Origin of the sequence: Mesorhizobium sp. CA6 (genome assembly GCF_020165035.1) — a bacterium.
Lineage (GTDB): Bacteria > Pseudomonadota > Alphaproteobacteria > Rhizobiales > Rhizobiaceae > Mesorhizobium.
This window is the reverse complement of sequence record NZ_JAIUHI010000003.1, coordinates 128288-147033: the sequence shown is the minus strand read 5'-3', so window position 1 is coordinate 147033 and position 18746 is coordinate 128288. Positions and strand designations below refer to the sequence as shown.

The 18746-nt window shown below is 64.0% G+C and carries 15 protein-coding genes; 13 read left to right on the top strand and 2 right to left on the bottom strand.

The window, feature by feature from the left end:
• Positions 1-134 precede the first annotated feature (134 nt).
• The 11 genes from LB526_RS05135 to LB526_RS05085 all read left to right on the top strand — a co-directional run bounded on the left by LB526_RS05135 (position 135) and on the right by LB526_RS05085 (position 13152).
• On the top strand, positions 135-1973 hold the full coding sequence (locus LB526_RS05135; RefSeq protein ID WP_224626607.1) for a M3 family oligoendopeptidase: 1839 nt from the start codon (positions 135-137) through the stop codon (positions 1971-1973).
• 355 nt (positions 1974-2328) lie between these two features.
• Entirely contained in the window at positions 2329-3021 is a 693-nt protein-coding gene (locus LB526_RS05130) for a proton-conducting membrane transporter (RefSeq protein ID WP_224626604.1), read from the top strand.
• Positions 3022-3173: 152 nt separating this feature from the next.
• Positions 3174-4319 (top strand): aminodeoxychorismate synthase component I, encoded by a 1146-nt coding sequence (locus LB526_RS05125; RefSeq protein WP_224626599.1) that lies wholly within the window; start codon positions 3174-3176, stop codon positions 4317-4319.
• Positions 4268-4930 (top strand): aminotransferase class IV family protein, encoded by a 663-nt coding sequence (locus LB526_RS05120; RefSeq protein ID WP_095766336.1) that lies wholly within the window; start codon positions 4268-4270, stop codon positions 4928-4930. The genes LB526_RS05125 and LB526_RS05120 overlap by 52 nt, the downstream gene beginning before the upstream one ends.
• A 39-nt stretch (positions 4931-4969) precedes the next feature.
• On the top strand, positions 4970-5905 hold the full coding sequence (locus tag LB526_RS05115; RefSeq protein WP_224626596.1) for a heme-dependent oxidative N-demethylase family protein: 936 nt from the start codon (positions 4970-4972) through the stop codon (positions 5903-5905).
• A 131-nt stretch (positions 5906-6036) separates the two neighbouring features.
• Entirely contained in the window at positions 6037-7482 is a 1446-nt protein-coding gene (locus LB526_RS05110; RefSeq protein ID WP_224626593.1) for a homospermidine synthase, read from the top strand.
• 188 nt (positions 7483-7670) lie between these two features.
• Positions 7671-8045: a hypothetical protein gene (locus LB526_RS05105; protein ID WP_224626590.1), complete on the top strand. Its 375-nt coding sequence runs from the start codon at positions 7671-7673 to the stop codon at positions 8043-8045.
• Between the two features lie 190 nt (positions 8046-8235).
• A complete protein-coding gene (locus tag LB526_RS05100; RefSeq protein ID WP_224626587.1) occupies positions 8236-10371 on the top strand; it encodes a bifunctional metallophosphatase/5'-nucleotidase in 2136 nt (711 codons plus the stop codon).
• Between the two features lie 145 nt (positions 10372-10516).
• On the top strand, positions 10517-11581 hold the full coding sequence (gene hemH / locus LB526_RS05095) for a ferrochelatase (protein ID WP_224626584.1): 1065 nt from the start codon (positions 10517-10519) through the stop codon (positions 11579-11581).
• A 135-nt stretch (positions 11582-11716) separates the two neighbouring features.
• On the top strand, positions 11717-12667 hold the full coding sequence (locus LB526_RS05090) for an SPFH domain-containing protein (RefSeq protein ID WP_224543403.1): 951 nt from the start codon (positions 11717-11719) through the stop codon (positions 12665-12667).
• A 20-nt stretch (positions 12668-12687) separates the two neighbouring features.
• Entirely contained in the window at positions 12688-13152 is a 465-nt protein-coding gene (locus LB526_RS05085; protein WP_095766329.1) for an NfeD family protein, read from the top strand.
• A 56-nt stretch (positions 13153-13208) separates the two neighbouring features.
• Here LB526_RS05085 and LB526_RS05080 read toward each other — a convergent pair whose 3' ends face one another.
• A complete protein-coding gene (locus LB526_RS05080) occupies positions 13209-14210 on the bottom strand; it encodes an SIS domain-containing protein (protein ID WP_224626581.1) in 1002 nt (333 codons plus the stop codon).
• 158 nt (positions 14211-14368) lie between these two features.
• On the opposite strand from LB526_RS05080, the gene LB526_RS05075 reads away from it, so the two are divergent.
• Positions 14369-16153 (top strand): outer membrane beta-barrel protein, encoded by a 1785-nt coding sequence (locus LB526_RS05075; protein ID WP_224626580.1) that lies wholly within the window; start codon positions 14369-14371, stop codon positions 16151-16153.
• A gap of 158 nt (positions 16154-16311) precedes the next feature.
• Here LB526_RS05075 and galU read toward each other — a convergent pair whose 3' ends face one another.
• Positions 16312-17217: a UTP--glucose-1-phosphate uridylyltransferase GalU gene (galU, locus tag LB526_RS05070; protein ID WP_140842140.1), complete on the bottom strand. Its 906-nt coding sequence runs from the start codon at positions 17215-17217 to the stop codon at positions 16312-16314.
• A gap of 235 nt (positions 17218-17452) precedes the next feature.
• Between galU and LB526_RS05065 the strand changes: the two genes are divergently transcribed.
• A complete protein-coding gene (locus LB526_RS05065) occupies positions 17453-18673 on the top strand; it encodes a lytic murein transglycosylase (protein ID WP_224543544.1) in 1221 nt (406 codons plus the stop codon).
• Positions 18674-18746: the final 73 nt, after the last annotated feature.

Here is an 18746-nt window from a genome sequence, read left to right as displayed (position 1 = left end):
AGAAAATCCCATGGATCATCTTGGCACAGGGTTCTAAATAAGGTTTCAAAAAACCCGGTGAACGAATTCCTTAGGATTTGACCGGCTTCTCCTTTCCCTTTGATTCTGGCCTTGGTTCAAAGAAGGTATTGTCGATGCGCATGATGTTTGGCCGGCGGCTTGCGGCCCCAGCGTCCGGCCAGGGCGCGGCGGAGCTTGGCGACCTGCCGGAGTGGAATCTCGCCGATCTCTATTCGGGCATGGAAGCGCCCGAGTTGAAGCGCGACATCGCCAAGGCGGCCAGCGACGCCATTGCCTTCGAAGCCCGCTGGAAGGGCACTTTGGCCACCGAGGCCGGGCGCGGCGGCGCCGGCCGGCTTGGCGAGGCGCTGAAAACCTATGAGGCGCTCGAGGAACTGATCGGCCGCATCGTCTCCTATGCCGGGCTCGTCTATGCCGGCAACACCGCCGATCCGCAGCGCGCCAAGCTCTATGGCGACGTCCAGGAAAAGATGACGGACGCCAGCGCCCATCTCCTGTTCTTCGCGCTCGAGCTGAACCTGATCGACGATGCGGCGATCGAGAACGCCTTGGCCACCGACAGGGACTTCGGCCACTACCGGCCTTGGGTGCTCGACCTCAGGAAGGACAAGCCCTATCAGCTCGAGGATCGCGTCGAGCAGTTGTTCCACGAAAAGTCGGTCACCGGCCGCGGCGCCTGGAACCGCCTGTTCGACGAGACGATGACCGACCTGCGCTTCGACGTCGACGGCGAGGAGCTGACGCTCGAGCCGGCGCTGAACCGACTGCAGGATGCCAATGGCGAGGTGCGGCGCCGTGCTTCCGAGGCGCTCGCGGCGACCTTCCGCAAGAACCTGCGCACCTTCACCCTCATCACCAATACCTTAGCCAAGGATAAGGAAATCTCCGATCGCTGGCGCGGATTCCAGGACATCGCCGACTCGCGCCACCTCGCCAACCGCGTCGAGCGCGACGTCGTCGACGCGCTGGCCGCGGCCGTGCGCGAGGCCTATCCGCGGCTGTCGCATCGCTATTACGCGATGAAGGCGCGCTGGCTCGGCATGGAGGTGATGAACCATTGGGACCGCAACGCGCCGCTGCCGGAGACGCCGCAGGCGGTGATCCGCTGGGACGACGCCAGGGACACGGTGCTTTCCGCCTATCAGCGCTTCTCGCCCGACATGGCCGAGATCGCCCGCGGCTTTTTCGATCGCAAATGGATCGACGCGCCGGTGCGGCCGGGCAAGTCGCCCGGCGCCTTCGCCCATCCGACGGTGCCGTCGGCGCATCCTTATGTGCTGCTGAACTACATGGGCAAGCCGCGCGATGTGATGACGCTGGCGCATGAGCTCGGCCATGGCGTGCACCAGGTGCTGGCCGCCGGCCAGGGCGCGCTGATGGCCTCGACGCCGCTGACGCTGGCCGAGACCGCCTCCGTCTTCGGCGAGATGCTGACCTTCCGTTCGCTGCTCGAGCAGACCGCTGACCGCCGCGAGCGCAAGGCCATGCTCGCCCAAAAGGTCGAGGACATGATCAACACCGTCGTGCGCCAGATCGCCTTCTACGAGTTCGAGCGCAAGGTGCATGCCGAGCGCAAGAACGGCGAGCTGACTTCAGACAGGCTCGGCGAATTCTGGCTGGAGGTGCAGGCCGAGAGCCTGGGGCCCGCGATCAAGCTGCGCGAGGGCTACGAGGTCTTCTGGACCTACATCCCGCACTTCATCCACTCGCCTTTCTACGTCTATGCCTATGCCTTCGGCGATTGCCTGGTGAATTCGCTCTACGCCGTCTACCAGAATGCCGAGCGCGGATTTCAGGAGAAGTATTTCGAGATGCTGCGCGCCGGCGGCACGAAGCATCATTCGGAGCTTCTGGCGCCCTTCGGCCTCGACGCCACCGATCCCGCTTTCTGGCAGATCGGCCTTGGCGTGATCGGTTCGCTGATCGACGAATTGGAGGCGCTCGACAATTGACGACAGCAACGGCGCAGGCATCGACCGTAATAGTTTAGCCGCAACGCATATTAGCAAGAATCTATTCTTGCCCTAAATAGCTGTTCTTGAATAACTCTCCGGCGCATTTTTCAACTGGCTTTCGACAAGCCATATGATAGCGTCCGGCCTCAAGCTCAGCCGGACGCATCGCGCAGGCCAGAGATGGCTGGTCGCGCCGCCACGGCGAATGCGATGACGGCCGTCGGCTTCGGACAAGGCCAACGCCGATGGCTCGATTGAAGCCGGCGATTGCGCCGATCACGGAACCTTTGACGATCCCTGGCGTGAGCTCGCCTTTCCGGGCCTCGGCCAACAGATCGGACTGGAGAGGGAAATGAGCACTTTTTTCTACATGCTCCTGGCGTTCGTTGTGGGTATCCTGGTCGGCTGGTTCATCTGGGGCCGTCTGCGCGGCGAGCTCGACAGCGTGCGTGGCGATCTCGACCGCACGCGGAGCGAGCGCGACAGGCTGCGCGCCGACAGCGATCGGTTGAAGGGCGAGCTCGACGCCAGCGGCCGTGCCCGCGCCGATCTCGAAAGCCGGCTACGCGATACGCCTTCCGCCAAGGCCGGCGCCGACAAGGCCGCCACGCCGGCGCCGTCGGCGCTGATGCCGACGACATCGGCGGCGGCAAAGGCCGGGCCCGCAAAGCCCGCCGCTGCAAAGAAGCCGGCCGCAACGAAGACTGCAGCGGCACCGAAGCCGGCGGCCAAGGCGGCCGCGCCGAAGAAGGCGGCAGCGCCCGCGGCAAAGAAGGCGGCAGCGCCCGGCAAGGCCGACAATCTGCGCCGCCTCATCGGCATCGGTCCGGTCAATGAAAGGCTGCTCAAAGGCCAAGGCGTCACCACCTACGCCCAGATCGCCGCCTGGACCGCCGCCGACGTCAAACGCATCGAGGAGGTGCTCAATTTCGACGGCCGCATCGCGCGTGAAAAGTGGATCGAGCAGGCAAAATTGCTGGCCGCCGGCGACGAGGCCGAATTCGCCCGCCAGTTCCCGACGGCCGGAACCGCAAGCAACAGCTGAACAATCCGCTTGTTGAAGCAAGGCGGCGTCCTCACGGGCGCCGTCTTTGTTTTGGCCCAGCCGCCTTTGCGCCGTTCGACGCCGTTCCCTCGATTGCGCCACGCCGAACCCCCATATAGAGCGGTCGGCTGAATTGTCCGCATCCGAGGCTCATGTCCCTGCCCGCAGCCATTTTCCGCAACGACGCGACCGCTCGTCAGCTGGTCTTCGATAGGCCGGATGAGATCATCGTCGCGCACGAGGCTGAAGAGTTCGGGCCTGCGCTTGAAAGGGCCCAGGCCGCCTCCGACTCCGGCAAATGGCTGGCGGGCTATTTCTCCTACGAAGCAGGTTACCTGCTCGAGCCGAAACTGGTGCCGCTGCTGCCCGATGGCCGCCGCGCGCCGTTGGTTTGCCTCGGCGTATTCGATGCGCCGGACGAGGAGGAGGTCCCGCAGTCACGGGCGTCAGCCAGCAATGGTCCAATCTTCGATGCCCGCGCAGCCTGGTCGGCCGAGGACTATGCCGGCCGTTTCGCGCGCCTTCACAACCACATCCGCAAGGGCGATTGCTATCAGGGCAACCTCACCTTCCCGGTCCGTGCGCAGTGGTCAGGCGATCCGCTTGCGGCCTTCGACGCGCTCACCGAACGCCAGCCGGTGAAATACGGTGCGCTGGTCTCGCTCGGCGATCCGATCGTCCTGTCGCGCTCGCCCGAACTGTTCTTCGAGATCGATGCCGACAGCATGATCGAAACCCACCCGATGAAAGGCACCGCGCCGCGCGGCGCGACCAAGGCCGAAGACGCCCGGCTGAAGGCCTTCCTGCGCAACGACGAGAAGAACCAGGCCGAGAACCGGATGATCGTCGACCTCCTGCGCAACGACATCTCGCTGATCAGCCAAGTCGGCACGCTGGACGTGCCGGAGCTGTTCCGCATCGAGACCTATCCGACGGTGCACCAGATGGTCAGCCGCGTGCGGGCAAGGCTTTTGCCTGGTATCGGCATCCGCCAGGTCTTCGCCGCGCTCTTCCCTTGCGGCTCGATCACCGGCGCGCCGAAAATCCGTGCCATGGAAATCCTGCATGAGCTGGAAGATGCGCCGCGAGACGTCTATTGCGGCGCCATCGGCTGGATCGCGCCGGGCGGCAGGATGCGTTTTTCGGTGGCGATCCGCACCATCTCGCTCTTTGCCGACGGCGGGGCCGTCTACAATGTCGGCGGCGGCGTCGTCTTCGATTCCACCGCCGAGGAGGAGTATCGGGAGTGCCTGTTGAAAGCTCGCTTCGCGACGGGAACGGTGCCGGCTTCGAGCTGATCGAGACCATGCGCTGGGAGCCGGCCACAGGCTTTCTGCGCTTCGAGCGCCACCTTGCGAGGCTCTATGCGTCCGCCGCTGAACTCGGCTTCACCTGCGATCCGGCGCGGATCGGTGAGGTGCTTTCGAATACCGTCGGCGGACAGGGAGTTGCCTTGCGCGTGCGCCTCGCCCTGCAGCGCAATGGCGAAGCGGCAGCTGCCGCTCAAGCCTATGAACCGCTGCCCGCCGACAAGGTCTGGCGGCTGCAGCTGGCGCGCATCCGTCTCGATTCAGCCAACACGCTGCTGCGCCACAAGACAAGCCTGCGCCAGGTCTACACGCAGGCGCGCAGCGAATATCTCGCGACCCGCGCCGACGAAGTGCTTTTGGCCAACGAGCGCGGCGAGCTCTGCGAGGGCACGATCACCAATCTCTTCGCCGATTTCGGCGACGGCCCGCTTGTCACGCCTCGCCTCGACTGCGGCCTTTTGCCTGGAATATTGCGCGGCGCGCTTCTGGACGAAGGCCGCGCGGTGGAAGCGATCTACAGCTTCGACGATCTGAAGGCGGCGAAGGCGATCTTCGTCGGTAACTCGCTGCGCGGGCTGATTCCGGCGCGACTCGGCTGACCGTGCTGGAGACATAAACTGGATAACACCCAAACAGGCATGACCATTCGCCAGCCGACGCACACGCCCTATGACGGGTCTTCGAAACTCTTCACCATCGGGATGAAGCCGCTCGACTTCGACCGCTGGATCGAGGTCGATGAATTGCTGCTGCCGCATCTGGCCGAAAAGCAACGGCTCTATGCGGAAATCCCGGAAAAGGTCTTTGTCGAGGAAGACCACACAAGCGAGGCTCAGCGCGAAGTGCTGGACCTGCTCGTCGCGCATCTCGAAGCCGCGCACCCCGGCACGCACCGCCGCAGCGGAGCGGATGTCGAGCCGATTGGTTTCGAGGAGACGATCGACAGGCTGCCTCCTGCCCTGCGCGAGGCGCCGCTGGCCAAGGCTTCGCTGCTCGTCCAGGAAGATCTGATCCTGATGCGCCGCGGCGAGCACGGCTGGCGGCTCGCCGCCGGCTCGCTCTGCTTCCCTTCGTCCTGGTCGCTGCAGGAAAAATTCGGCAAGCCATTGCAGGAGATTCACAAACCGGTGCCTGGATTCGGACCCGGCACGCGGCCGGCCGAGCTCATCAACCGCATGTTCGACGGCCTGCAGGGCCAGGCGGTCGAGCGCTTCAACTGGTCGATCCAGGCCGGCGATGCGCTCTATCATCCGCTCTCCAATGTCGAACGCATCGACCGCGCCACGAACCGCCCGAGCCGCTTCGCCGACGGCGATGTCGACGCCCACGCCTTCATCCGCGTCGAACGCCAGACGCTGCGCAAGCTTCCCCGGTCGCGCGACATCCTCTTCACCATCCGCATCCATCTCGATCCGCTCAAGCTGCTCATTCGCCATCCTGACCGGGCAGCCCTGGCCGTCTCCTTCGCGGAGCAGCTCCTGGTTCTCGACCAGCAACAACTCGACTACAAGGGCCTGACCGCGGACCGCGACCGGCTGGTCGAATTCCTCAGCGGCATGGCCTGCACGCCTTAACCAAGGTGCCAGCCGGGCCTGGCCGGCGGTTGGTGCTTTTCGCTGGTTTATGACAATGATCTGTGGTTGTAGCGCTTGGCCGTCGGGCAAAAGGCCCGGCTTTGCGCGTGTTTGAAGGAGTGTGCGAAAAAATGGCGAACGAAAACTGGCCCGTTTACGGTGAAATCACCGGCCCTGTCGTGATGATCGGCTTCGGCTCGATCGGACGGGGAACGCTGCCGCTGATCGAGCGCCATTTCAAGTTCGACAAGTCGCGCATGACGGTCATCGACCCGCGCGACACCGACCGCAAGCTGCTCGACGAGCGCGGCATCGCCTTCATGCAGGACGCGGTGACCGAGAAGAATTACAAGAAGCTGCTCACGCCGCTTCTGACCAATGGCGGCGGCCAGGGCTTTTGCGTCAACCTGTCGGTCGACACAGGCTCGGTGGACCTGATGAAATTGTGCCGCAAGCTCGGCGTGCTCTACATCGACACCGTCGTCGAACCGTGGCTCGGCTTCTATTTCGACGCCGAGGCCGACAATGCCAGCCGCAGCAACTATGCGCTGCGCGAGGCGATGATCAAGGAAAAGCAAGACAAGCCGGGCGGCCCGACGGCGATCTCCACCTGCGGCGCCAATCCCGGCATGGTCTCGTGGTTCGTCAAGAAGGCGCTGGTCAACCTCGCCACCGATCTCGGTCTCGAGTTTTCGGAGCCCGCGCAGGAAGACCGCGAGGCCTGGGCCAGGCTTATGAAGAAGGCCGGCGTCAAGGGCATCCATATCGCCGAGCGCGACACCCAGCGCACGAAGAAGCCGAAGCCGATGAACGTGTTCTGGAACACCTGGTCGGTCGAAGGCTTCATCTCGGAGGGCCTGCAGCCGGCCGAGCTCGGCTGGGGCACGCATGAAAACTGGATGCCGAAGAACGGCAAGAAGCACAAGCACGGCTCCAAGGCGGCAATCTATCTGGAACAGCCCGGCGCCAACACGCGCGTGCGCAGCTGGTGCCCGACGCCCGGCCCGCAATACGGCCTGCTGGTGACGCACAACGAGTCGATCTCGATCGCCGACTTCTTCACCGTGCGCTCGAAGAAGGGCAAGGTCCAATATCGCCCGACCTGCCACTACGCCTACCATCCCTGCAACGACGCCATGCTGTCGCTGGACGAGATGTTCGGCGCCGCCGGCAAGCCGCAGCCGGTTCACCACGTGCTCGACGAGAACGAGCTGGTCGACGGCGTCGACGAGCTCGGCGTGCTGCTCTACGGCCACGACAAGAATGCCTACTGGTATGGATCGCAGCTGTCGCTGGCCGAGGCGCGCAAGCTCGCCCCCTACCAGAACGCCACCGGCCTGCAGGTCACCTCGGCTGTGCTCGCCGGCATGGTCTGGGCGCTGGAGAACCCGACCGCCGGCATCGTCGAGGCCGACGAGATGGACTACCGGCGCTGCCTCGAAGTGCAACTTCCCTATCTCGGGCCGGTCAGGGGCTACTACACCGACTGGACGCCGCTGGATAACCGGCCGGGTCTCTTCCCCGAGGACCTGGACAAGGACGACCCGTGGCAGTTCCGCAACATTCTGGTCCGATAGCAGCCGGACCTACCGGAGCAATTCGAGGAAAAGTGTGAAACGGTTTTCCGTCCGGATTTGTGTGAAAACAAGGGGATAGAGCGGTTCGCCGTTTCCGCGAAACGGTGGAGACGCTCTCCCTCTGCGCCTTGCAATCGCCCGGAAATCGGGCGATTGAGTATCGGCGGACTGAGGAGAGGATTTTCAAAATGACCATTGCGCGCAAACTGCTTTCGGCAGGCGCCGCGGCAAGCCTTCTGGCTGCGGCCGCCTGCACCACCACCGGCCCCGCGGACCAGCCTTCGATGGCGGCGCCGAAGGGCGTCGAGGGCAACTGGATCGACGCCAAGGGCACCGGCCTGTCGACCTTCGCGGCCGGCAGCTTCACCACCGTCGCTACCGACACCGGCCAGAAGCTGTCGGAAGGCAGCTACACCATGACCGGAGCGACCTCGGTCGAGATCCACGGCACCTCGCTGATCCGCCAGACGCCGGTCAGCTTCAACTGCCTGATGGTCTCCACCAGCCAGCTCAATTGCACCAGCGCCAGCGGCCAGAATTTCGTGCTGACGCGCCGGGCTTGAGCGTTCGCAAATCTTCAGCCGACAGGGCCGGCGGCGCAAGCCGCCGTCCTTTTTTATGCCGGCAAACATCTCCCTGATTTGTGCTTGCATCGACCGGAACCCGATGTGAACATGACCGGAGCTGACTGTTATTTTCCAGTCAAGCGAGGGCGCTAAGCATATTCGAAGTCAGCTTATCCGGGAGACGAAGATGAAGAAGATTGCCGCGATCCTAGCCCTGTCGGCCTCGGCGCTCGGCCTGTCGGCAGGCGTGTCTTTTGCCGACTACACGCTGAACATCCTGCATTTCAACGATTGGCACAGCCGCATCGAAGGCAACAACAAATACGAGTCGACCTGCTCCGCCGATGAAGAGACCAAGGGCGAATGCATCGGCGGCGCCGGCCGGCTGATCACGGCGATCGCTCAGGAGCGCAAGAAGCTCGAAGGCCAGAACCTGCTGCTGCTCAATGCCGGCGACAGCTTCCAGGGATCGCTGTTCTACATCACCTACAAGGGTGCGGCGGAAGAGGAATTCCTCAATCAGATCAAGCCCGACGCGGTAACGCTCGGCAACCACGAGTTCGACGACGGCGAGACCGCGCTGGTTCCCTATCTCGACAAGGCGAAATTCCCGATCGTCAGCGCCAATGTCGTGCCCAACGACAAGTCCGGCGCCAAGGACAAGATCAAGCCTTCGATCGTCGTCGAGGTCGGTGGCCAGAAGATCGGCATCGTCGGCGCCGTCACCAACGACACGCCGGAACTCGCCTCGCCCGGCCCGAACATTGCCATCGCCGACGATGTCAAGTCGATCACGGCCGAGGTCGAGAAGCTCAAGGCACAAGGCATCAACAAGATCATCGCGGTCACCCATATCGGCTACAGGCGCGAGCGCGAAGTCATAGCGAAAATCCCGGGTGTCGACGTGGTGGTCGGCGGCCACAGCCACACCCTTCTGTCGAACACCGATCCGAAGGCCGAGGGACCGTACCCGACGATGGTCGACAACCCCGACGGTTACAAGGTGCCGGTGGTGCAGGCGGCGTCCTATTCGAAATATCTCGGCGAGTTCAAGGTCGTGTTCGACGACAACGGCGTCGTCAAGGAGGCGAGCGGCGCGCCGATCTATCTCGACAAGTCGATCACCCCCGATCCCGCCGTTCTTGCCCGCATCAAGGAGCTCGGCGCACCGATCGAGGCGCTGAAGAACAAGGAGGTGGCCGAGACCACCAAGGCCATCGACGGCAGCCGCGAGAATTGCCGCGCGCGCGAATGCGAGATGGGCAATCTCGTCTCCGACGCCATTCTCGAGCGCACCAAGGGCCAGGGCGTCGAAATCGTCATCTCGAATGGCGGCGGCCTGCGCGCCTCGATCGACCAGGGCACGGTGACTATGGGCGAGGTGCTGAATGTGCTGCCCTTCCAGAACACGCTGGCCACTTTCAAGATCTCGGGCAAGGACCTGGTCGCGGGCCTTGAAAACGGCCTCAGCCAGATCGAGGACGGCGCCGGCCGCTTCCCGCAGGTTGCCGGCATCAAATATTCCTTCGACAGATCCGTCGCGCCCAATGCCGGCCGCGTCAAATCGGTCGAGGTGATGGAGAACGGCGCCTGGACGCCGATCAGCCCGGACAAGCAGTACCTCGTCGCCACCAACAACTACGTCCGCCAGGGCGGCGACGGCTACAAGGTTTTCGCCGACAAGGCGACCGACGCCTATGACTACGGCCCCGGCCTGGAGCAAGTGGTGGCCGACTACCTCGGCGCCCACCGTCCCTACACGCCGAAGCTCGACGGCCGCATCACCGAGATTGCGGCAACGACGGCGGCGGCCGAGCCGGCCAAGCCTGCGGAACCGGCGAAGCCTGCCGAGACCGCCCCCGCCACCCAGGCGCCTGCGAACGGGGCAGCAAAACCAGCCGAGACGTCGCCGGCAAGCGGCGAGCCCGCCATTCCCGCTCCGCCTTCCGGTTCCAGCGACATTGCCGGCACGCCGCCGGCGGTTTCTACTGAAACCGCTCCGGCCGCGCCCACCGAGACCGCGAAGCCGGCAGAGAGCGCGCCCGCGGCGCCGGCCGCGGAACCGGCAAAGCCCGCCGAGACCGCCCCGGCAACGCCTGCTCCCGCAGCCGAGCCGGCCAAGCCGGCGCAGGCAACGCAGGCCGAAGCGAAACCGGCCGAGACCAGCCACACCGTTGCCGCCGGCGATACCTATTGGGACCTGGCCAAGAAAGCCTATGGCGACGCCACCAAGTGGAAGCTCATCTCCGAAGCCAACAAGGACTTTAAGCCGCGGCGCCTGCCGCTCGGCGCGACGCTGACCATTCCGCCTGCCGCGAAGTAACGCTCGGGCCGGGACTGATCGCACCCGTCCGGGCAACCGGGCGGGTGTTCCTTTTTGAGGTCCTGACGCGATAAGGTGCGGCCAGACGCAGCATTGAAAACCGGCAGGGCATCGCTAGGTTCCGCGGCGCTACCGGAGATTGTTGATGACCGTTGCCGACCCCACCGATGCCAAAGCCGCAAAGGCCGTCGGCCTGCCGCCGGCGCATGCCGCGCCGGTCAGGCCGGGCAAGATCGGCGTCCTGCTGGTCAATCTCGGCACGCCCGACGGCACAGACTTCCGGCCGATGTGGCGCTACCTGCGCGAATTCCTCTCCGACCCGCGCGTCATCGAGCTCAACAAGGCGATCTGGTATCCGATCCTGTATGGACTGGTGCTGACGACCCGGCCGAAAAAATCCGGCGCCAACTACGCCCGTATCTGGAACCGGGAGATGAACGAGTCGCCGCTGCGCACTTTCACCCGCGCTCAAGGTCAGAAGCTGGCCGCCGCACTTACCGACCTGCCCGATGTGGTGGTCGACTGGGCGATGCGCTACGGCAATCCGTCGACGGCAAGCGTCACTCAGAAGCTGGTCGACCAGGGCTGCGACCGCATCCTCACCTTTCCGCTCTATCCGCAATATTCGGCGACGACGACGGCGACCGCCAACGACCAGCTGTTTCGCGCGCTGATGAAGATCAGGCGCGCGCCGGCGATCCGCAGCGTGCCGCCCTATTATGACGAACCGGTCTATATCGACGCGCTTGCGCGTTCGATCGAGCAGCACCTGGCGACCCTCGACTTCGTGCCGGAGGTGGTGATCGCCTCCTATCACGGCATCCCCAAGCCCTATTCCGACAAGGGCGATCCCTACGGGACGCATTGCCTGGAGACCACGCGGCTGCTGCGGGCAAGGCTCGGCTGGGACGAGAAGAAGCTCATCGCCACCTTCCAGTCGCGTTTCGGCGCGCAGGAATGGCTGCAGCCTTACACCGATGTCACGGTCGAGAAACTGGCCAAGGACGGCGTGAAATCGATCGCCATCGTCAATCCCGGCTTCTCCGTCGACTGCATCGAGACGCTGGACGAGATCGGCCGCGAGGCCGCCGAAACCTTCCATCACGCCGGCGGCGAGAATTTTGCGCACATCCCCTGCCTCAACGACAGCGCCGAGGGCATGGCGGTCATCGAAGCGCTGGCGCGGCGCGAGCTTTCCGGCTGGGTGTGACCGGCTTCACCGACAGGCTTGAAACCGGTGCGCAAAAGCCTTCGCTAACCAATATTCCCGATCACCTGATTGTAACGCTGCGGAAACACACTTAAGTGATTCCGTGAGGTCGCCGCCTTTTGAGGGAGAAACGAAATGGGCTTCAGCGGTTTCGATATTGCCATCATTGTTCTTGTCTTCCTGGTCATCATCCTTCTTTTCAAAGGCATCAAGACGGTGCCGCAAGGTTATAATTACACGGTGGAACGCTTCGGCCGGTACACCAAGACGCTGACGCCTGGCCTGAACATCATCAACCCCATCTTCGAGCGCGTCGGCGCCAAGATGAATATGATGGAGCAGGTGCTCGACGTGCCGACGCAGGAGATCATCACCCGCGACAACGCCATCGTCGGTGTCGACGGCATCGCCTTCTACCAGATCCTCAATGCCGCGCAGGCCGCTTATCAGGTGGCCGGGCTGCAGAACGCCATTCTCAACCTGACCATGACCAACATCCGCACCGTCATGGGCTCGATGGACCTCGACGAATTGCTGTCCAATCGCGACGCCATCAACGAGCGCCTGTTGCGCGTCGTCGACGAGGCGGCGCATCCGTGGGGCATCAAGATCACCCGCGTCGAGATCAAGGACATCAATCCGCCGGCCAATCTGATCGAATCTATGGGCCGCCAGATGACGGCCGAGCGCAATAAGCGCGCCCAGATCCTGGCCGCCGAAGGCCTCAAGCAGTCGCAGATCCTCGAGGCCGAGGGCCGCAGGGAAGCAGCCTTCCGCGACGCCGAGGCGCGCGAGCGCTCGGCCGAAGCGGAGGCCAAGGCGACGCAGGTCGTGTCGGAAGCCATCGCCAAGGGCGACGTGCAGGCGCTCAACTACTTCATCGCCCAGAAATATACCGAGGCGTTGACCAGGATCGGCTCGGCCACGAACAGCAAGGTGGTGCTGATGCCGCTTGAAGCCTCGTCGCTGATCGGAACGCTCGGCGGCATCGGCGAGATCGCCAAGGAAGTTTTCAGGAGTGAAGGTACGGCCGGCGCGCAGCGGCAGGCCGCACGCCCGCCGCTGGTTCGGCCGAACGAAACCTGAGATCATAGGAGGCTGCTCCCATGTTCGACCGTATCGTTTCCGAACTCGGCCCGTGGAACTGGATGGTTCTGGGCTTCGTGCTCCTGGTGATGGAGATCGTCGCGCCGGGCGTCTTCATGCTGTGGATCGGCATCGCCGCGCTCATCGTCGGCGCCGTGTCGCTGGCGATATGGGACGCCGCTTTCTGGACCTGGCAGGTGCAGGTGCTGGCGTTCCTGATCCTGTCGCTGATCTCGGCTTTCGTCGGCAAGAAACTGATGGCCGGCCGCCACGACGATGCCGACCAGCCGCTGCTCAACCGCCGCGGCGCGCAGATGGTGGGCAAGCTGGCGACGCTGGCCGAGCCGATCAAGGACGGCCGCGGCCGCATCAAGCTCGGCGACACGCTGTGGCGCGTTTCCGGTCCTGACCTCCCTGCCGGCACGCAAGTGCGCGTTGTCGGCGCCGCCGACACCGACCTGGAGCTGACGGTCGAGGCGGCTTGAACCGAGACAGGTATCGGACGGGCTGAGACTAAGGCAATTCCTGGAAAAGTGCGTGGCTAGGCTGCGCCAATGCGCAGCAGGTCGTGGAAGTGAACTACGCCCACCGGCATTTTGTCTTTGGTCACGACCAGCGCGCCGATATTGTGCTCGTTGAGCATGGCGATCGCCGTGCCTGCCAGCGTCTGCGGATCGATCGTCTTGGGCGTGCGGGTCATGACCTCATCGACGGTCACGTCGGCCAGATTGCGATGCAGATTGCGTGCAACGTCGCCGTCGGTCACGATCCCGACCAGTTTGCCGCTCGCATCGACAATGCAGACGCACCCGACTTTCTTCTGCGACAGCGTCATCACCGCTTCCGGCATCTTGGTGCCGAGCAAGGCGAGCGGCACCTGATCGCCGGTCCGCATGATCTCCGACACCAGGGTCAGGTTGGCGCCAAGCTGCCCGCCGGGGTGCAAGGTTCGGAAGTGATCCGGCGTGAAGCCCCGCGCTTCGAGCAGAGCGATGGCCAACGCGTCGCCCAGTACGAGTTGGAGAAGCGTCGATGTCGTCGGAGCCAGCCCGTGCGGACAAGCCTCGGGCACGACCGGCAGCAGCAAGACCACATCGGCCGCACGCGCCAGCGCCGAGCTCTCGCCGGAAGTAATGGCGATCAGCGGGATGGAAAAACGCCTCGAATAGGCGACGATGCCCATCAATTCCTTGCTTTCGCCCGACCACGACATGGCGATGATGGCGTCGTCCTTGGCGATCATGCCGAGATCGCCGTGATTGGCCTCGGCGGGATGGACGAAAAAGGCTGGCGTGCCGGTCGAGGCAAGCGTCGCGGCGATCTTTGCGCCGATATGGCCGCTCTTGCCGACGCCGGTGACGATGACGCGGCCCTCGATCCGCGAGATCAGGTCGATCGCGGCGGCAAAAGGTTCGGTCAACCCGTTTGCGAGCGCAGCGGCGAGGGCCGCCACGCCGGTCTGCTCCGTCGCCACCGTTCTCAGCGCCGATTCGATCACGGCCTGCCTGTCCGGCTGCTTTCTTTCTGAGGACCCCGCATGCATGGCGCAAGCGATTAGCGTTTTGCCGCGCCCCTGTCCAACGGAATTGCCTTCAACCTCCGATTGGGGGCCCAGAGGCCGCTCTCTCAACCCTCCGTTAACCATCCGCATTTACGGTTCGGTAAGTATGGCGCAACCGCGCCGCGCAAGCAGTGGTGACGATGTCCGGGGGCCAGCCTGAAACGAAAATCGGTCGGAAAGGCCTTGCCGTTGCAGCACTGCTGCTGACGGCAAGCGCGCTTGCCTTGCTGCGTCCCGCGCCGGCATTCTCGCAGGAAACCGAGCTGCGCGGCGAGGTCTCCGAGTCGGCCATACTCGCCGACCAGCAGCGCAAGGCCAGGCGGGCGCAGGGATCGCAGGGCCAGACCCCGCCCGCCGCCGCCGTCCAGGACACGGCATCGACGACCTACCAACCGTCAAGCCCCGGCGCCGTTCCCGATGATGATCAGACGGCGGGCGCGACGGACAGCATCTTCGATCAGCCGCAGGCAACGGACGATCCATTGGCCGTCACGAAGGCTCCGGCAAAACCCCGCCGACCGTCGACGGCAAAGCAGCGTGCTCAGGACGCCAAGGCCGGCGCCAAGACCGCCGACAAGAAAAAGGCCAAGAAGAAAACCGGCGAAGCGACGGACAGCACGACCACCGCCGCGACCGTCGGCACAGGCAACCGGACCGACGCCACCGCCACCGGCGATGAAGACGGCAGCAACCGCCGTGCCGTCACCATCGATAGCGTCGACAAGCAGAAGCTAGACCCCGGTCAGGAGCGCACCGCCTCCATCGAAGGCCTGAAAGTCAAACCGGAGGAGGATCCCTTCGCCGCGCCGGGCATCAAGGTCGGCACCTTTCTCTTCCGGCCGACACTCGAGCAGGGCTTCACCGCGACCTCCAACGCCGATTCCAGCAGCACCGGCAAATCGGCGGTTCTGTCCGAGACGGCGCTGCGCTTCACCGCGACCTCCGACTGGCGCGAGAATTCGGCTTTGATTACCGGCTACGGCCAGTTCCGCAATACCGTCTCTGGCCAGAAGATCAACGACGCGCAGGGCCGTATCGAGGGCCAGCTCAATGTTGACCTCGACAACGAGCTGCGCGCCATCGCCAAGCTGGGCTACGAGGCCGCGCCAGAATCGGCCTCCTCGCCGGATGCGATCGCCGGTGTCACCCAACAGCCGCTGCGCCAGACCGTCGACGGCAGCGTCGGTCTCGAAAAGAGTGTCGGCAAGATGCGCTACGCGCTGACCGGCGCGGTCTCGCATGATTTTTACGGCGATGCCGAACTCTCCGACGGCACCACCGTTTCGCAGAAGGATCGCGACTCCACGCTCTATACCGCGACCTTGCGCACCGGTTACGAGATTTCGCCGGCGCTGACGCCGTTCACGGAAGTCGAGGCCGGGCGGCGCCTCTATGACCTGCGCGTCGACACCGACGGCTTCGAGCGATCCTCGACCAGGCTTGGCGCGCGCGCCGGGCTCGAGCTCGACATGGGCGAGAAGCTGTCCGGCGAATTTTCCGTCGGCTGGCTGCGCGAGGCGATCGACGACAACCGCCTTCCGGCGGTAGCGGGTCCGAGCATCGATGCCGACCTCAAATGGTCGCCCGAGCGCGGCACCACCATAGGCCTGACCGGCAAGACCAGGGTCGAAACAACCACGACGGCTAATGAGAGCGGCGATATCCTCTACTCCGGCCGTCTGACCGGCGAGCGCCAGATCCGCGCCAATCTGACGGCGAACTCGGCGCTCGGCCTCGACTGGCGCGATTACACCGGCTCCGACGGCCACGATTTGATCCTGAGCGCCGAGGCCGGACTGACCTGGTGGCTGAACCGCTATGCCGGGGTCACCACCAGGGTAAGGACGGAGAAGCTGACCAGCAACCTGCCTGGCCGCGACTATACGACCAACAGTGTCTATCTCGGCCTGAAGGTCCAGCGCTGAAGGGCAGCAACCGCCAAGCCTATGCCGAGATTCACGTCAGGCCGAGTCGAGAACGGTGGCTTCCGAGAACCGGAGCGGAGCGTACTCAAAGTACGTGAGCACCGGAAGCGCAGGAAACTGCCGTTCGCAGACCGGCCTCACCTGAATATCGGCATAGGCTAAGACGCGGCGCCGCGCCGCTCTACCGGCCGCACCTCGTCCAGCAGCGTGCGGATGACGCCGGCCATGCTTCCGTTCATGTCGCTACGCCAGAGCGCGAAGGCGACATTGGCCTCGACGAAACCTTCCGGCGAGCCGCAATCGAACGTGCGCCCCTTGTAGTGATAGCCGTAGAAGGGCTGCTCTTTCTCCAGCTTCAGCATTGCGTCGGTCAGCTGAATCTCGTTGCCGGCTCCACGCTCCTGGCTCTCCAGGATGCCGAAGATTTCCGGCTGCAGGATGTAGCGGCCGTTGATGTAAAGATTGGAGGGCGCGGTCCCCTGTTTCGGCTTCTCCACCATGCCGGTGATGCGGAAGCCGTGATGCGCGTCCTCGCCGCGGCCGACGATGCCGTATTTATGCGCTTCCGCCGGATCGCATTCCTGCACGGCGACGATATTGTTGCCGGTCTCGGCATAGAGTTCGACCATACTCCTCGTGCAGCTCTTTTCCGACTGCATGATCATGTCCGGCAAAAGCAAGGCGAACGGCTCCTCGCCGACCAGCTCGCGGGCGCACCAGACGGCGTGGCCAAGGCCCATCGGCACCTGCTGGCGCGTGAAGCTCGTCTGTCCCGGCGCCGGCTGAAGCCGCTGCAGGCGGGCGAGCTGATCGTCCTTGCCGCGCTGGGCAAGCGTGTCATACAGCTCGAACTGGACGTCGAAATGGTCCTCGATGACCGCCTTGTTGCGTCCGGTCACGAAGATGAAATGCTCGATGCCGGCCTCACGTGCCTCATCGACCACATATTGGATGACCGGCCGGTCGACGACGGTGAGCATTTCCTTCGGGATGGCCTTGGTGGCCGGAAGAAACCGCGTGCCGAGGCCGGCGACCGGGAAAACTGCCTTGCGAACGCGCTTCATGCTGACACCCCCTGCGTTTCAGCCAATTATCCGCTCGGCGGCACGCTCCGCAATCCCCCAAACATTTCCCGACGGAAATCATTTTCACGCCGGAATGTTGGATTAAGGGCGAGCAGTGAACGTGAGAACTAAAAGCCGCGACACCTCTTTTCGTTCCCCGCGGGACCTATGGTAAACCAAATGCTAACCCGGTTCGGCGTTGAATGATCTTCCTGATTTGACGAAGGAGGAAATGATGTCCGTTCGCAACACCGCGAGGCGCCTGACGGCACTGGCGACGGCCGCCGGCCTCACGCTGGCCTTGCTGATGCCCGCCGGACCCGCTTTCGCCGATGCCGGATTCCGCCAGTGGGTCTCGGATTTCCGCGCAACCGCGGTGGCGGGCGGCGTTTCGGGGGCGGTCTACGATCAGTCCATGAGAGGCATCGAGCCCGACCCGGTCGTGCTGGAAAAGGCCCGCACCCAGCCGGAATTCACCGCACCCGCCTGGGACTATTTCGACAACCGCGTGCACGACCAGGCAGTCGCCAACGGCCAGGCGATGGCGAAGAAATGGAGGCCGTGGCTCGATCGCATCGAGGCGCGGTTCGGTGTCGACCGCAACATCCTTTTGGCCATCTGGTCGATGGAATCGAACTATGGCGAGACGCTCAAGCGCGACGACATCATGCGCAACGTCGTCCGCTCACTGGCGACGCTTGCCTATGGCGATCCGAAGCGGTCGAAATATGCCCGCACCCAACTGATCGCGGCCTTGAAGATCCTGCAGACCGGCGACATCGATGAAAGCCATCTGATGGGCTCCTGGGCAGGCGCGATGGGCCAGACCCAATTCATCCCGACCAGCTACCAGCGCTATGCGGTCGACATGGACGGCAATGGCAAGCGCGACATCTGGAGTTCGATCCCCGACGCGCTGGCGACCTCCGCCAATCTGCTCAAGAAGAACGGCTGGCAAGCCGGCAAGACCTGGGGCTATGAGGTCTCCATACCGGCCGGCAAATTGCCCGGCGGCGCAAAGACGATCGCCCAATGGCAGGCGCTCGGCGTCGTCAGGGCCAGCGGCAAGCCGTTCAAGAACCTGACCGACAAGGCGACGTTGAAAGTGCCGGACGGCCGGGGTGGACCCGCCTTCCTGATGATCAGGAATTTCTCCGTCATCAAGGCCTACAACAACGCCGACAAATACGCTTTGGCCGTGGGCCTTCTGGCCGACGAGATCGCCGGCGGCACCGGCCTGGTGCAGGACTGGCAGCGGCCTTTCACCAAGCTCAGCTTCGAGGAACGGCAGGAACTGCAGAAGCGGCTTTCAGATCACGGCTACTATGACGGCAAGTTCGACGGAAAGATCGGCGACGGCTCGAAAGCCGCCATCATGGCCTACCAGGCCAAGGTCGGCTTGAACCAGGATGGCTATCCGAGCCTGGAAGTGCTCAAATGGCTCCGCAAGCAGTAAAGCCTGGGGAAGCGCCAGCATCCTCTCAAAGACGGCAAGGATGCTGTAGCGCTTCGGCTTGCGCATGACTTTC

What these genes read in the sequence shown, in the direction of transcription:
- LB526_RS05135 (WP_224626607.1), top strand. Translation starts at nt 135, where the DNA reads ATGCGCATGATGTTTGGCCGGCGGCTTGCGGCCCCAGCGTCCGGCCAG.
- LB526_RS05130 (WP_224626604.1), top strand. Translation starts at nt 2,329, where the DNA reads ATGAGCACTTTTTTCTACATGCTCCTGGCGTTCGTTGTGGGTATCCTG.
- LB526_RS05125 (WP_224626599.1), top strand. Translation starts at nt 3,174, where the DNA reads ATGTCCCTGCCCGCAGCCATTTTCCGCAACGACGCGACCGCTCGTCAG.
- LB526_RS05115 (WP_224626596.1), top strand. Translation starts at nt 4,970, where the DNA reads ATGACCATTCGCCAGCCGACGCACACGCCCTATGACGGGTCTTCGAAA.
- LB526_RS05110 (WP_224626593.1), top strand. Translation starts at nt 6,037, where the DNA reads ATGGCGAACGAAAACTGGCCCGTTTACGGTGAAATCACCGGCCCTGTC.
- LB526_RS05105 (WP_224626590.1), top strand. Translation starts at nt 7,671, where the DNA reads ATGACCATTGCGCGCAAACTGCTTTCGGCAGGCGCCGCGGCAAGCCTT.
- LB526_RS05100 (WP_224626587.1), top strand. Translation starts at nt 8,236, where the DNA reads ATGAAGAAGATTGCCGCGATCCTAGCCCTGTCGGCCTCGGCGCTCGGC.
- hemH (WP_224626584.1), top strand. Translation starts at nt 10,517, where the DNA reads ATGACCGTTGCCGACCCCACCGATGCCAAAGCCGCAAAGGCCGTCGGC.
- LB526_RS05090 (WP_224543403.1), top strand. Translation starts at nt 11,717, where the DNA reads ATGGGCTTCAGCGGTTTCGATATTGCCATCATTGTTCTTGTCTTCCTG.
- LB526_RS05085 (WP_095766329.1), top strand. Translation starts at nt 12,688, where the DNA reads ATGTTCGACCGTATCGTTTCCGAACTCGGCCCGTGGAACTGGATGGTT.
- LB526_RS05080 (WP_224626581.1), bottom strand. Translation starts at nt 14,210, where the DNA reads ATGCATGCGGGGTCCTCAGAAAGAAAGCAGCCGGACAGGCAGGCCGTG.
- LB526_RS05075 (WP_224626580.1), top strand. Translation starts at nt 14,369, where the DNA reads ATGTCCGGGGGCCAGCCTGAAACGAAAATCGGTCGGAAAGGCCTTGCC.
- galU (WP_140842140.1), bottom strand. Translation starts at nt 17,217, where the DNA reads ATGAAGCGCGTTCGCAAGGCAGTTTTCCCGGTCGCCGGCCTCGGCACG.
- LB526_RS05065 (WP_224543544.1), top strand. Translation starts at nt 17,453, where the DNA reads ATGTCCGTTCGCAACACCGCGAGGCGCCTGACGGCACTGGCGACGGCC.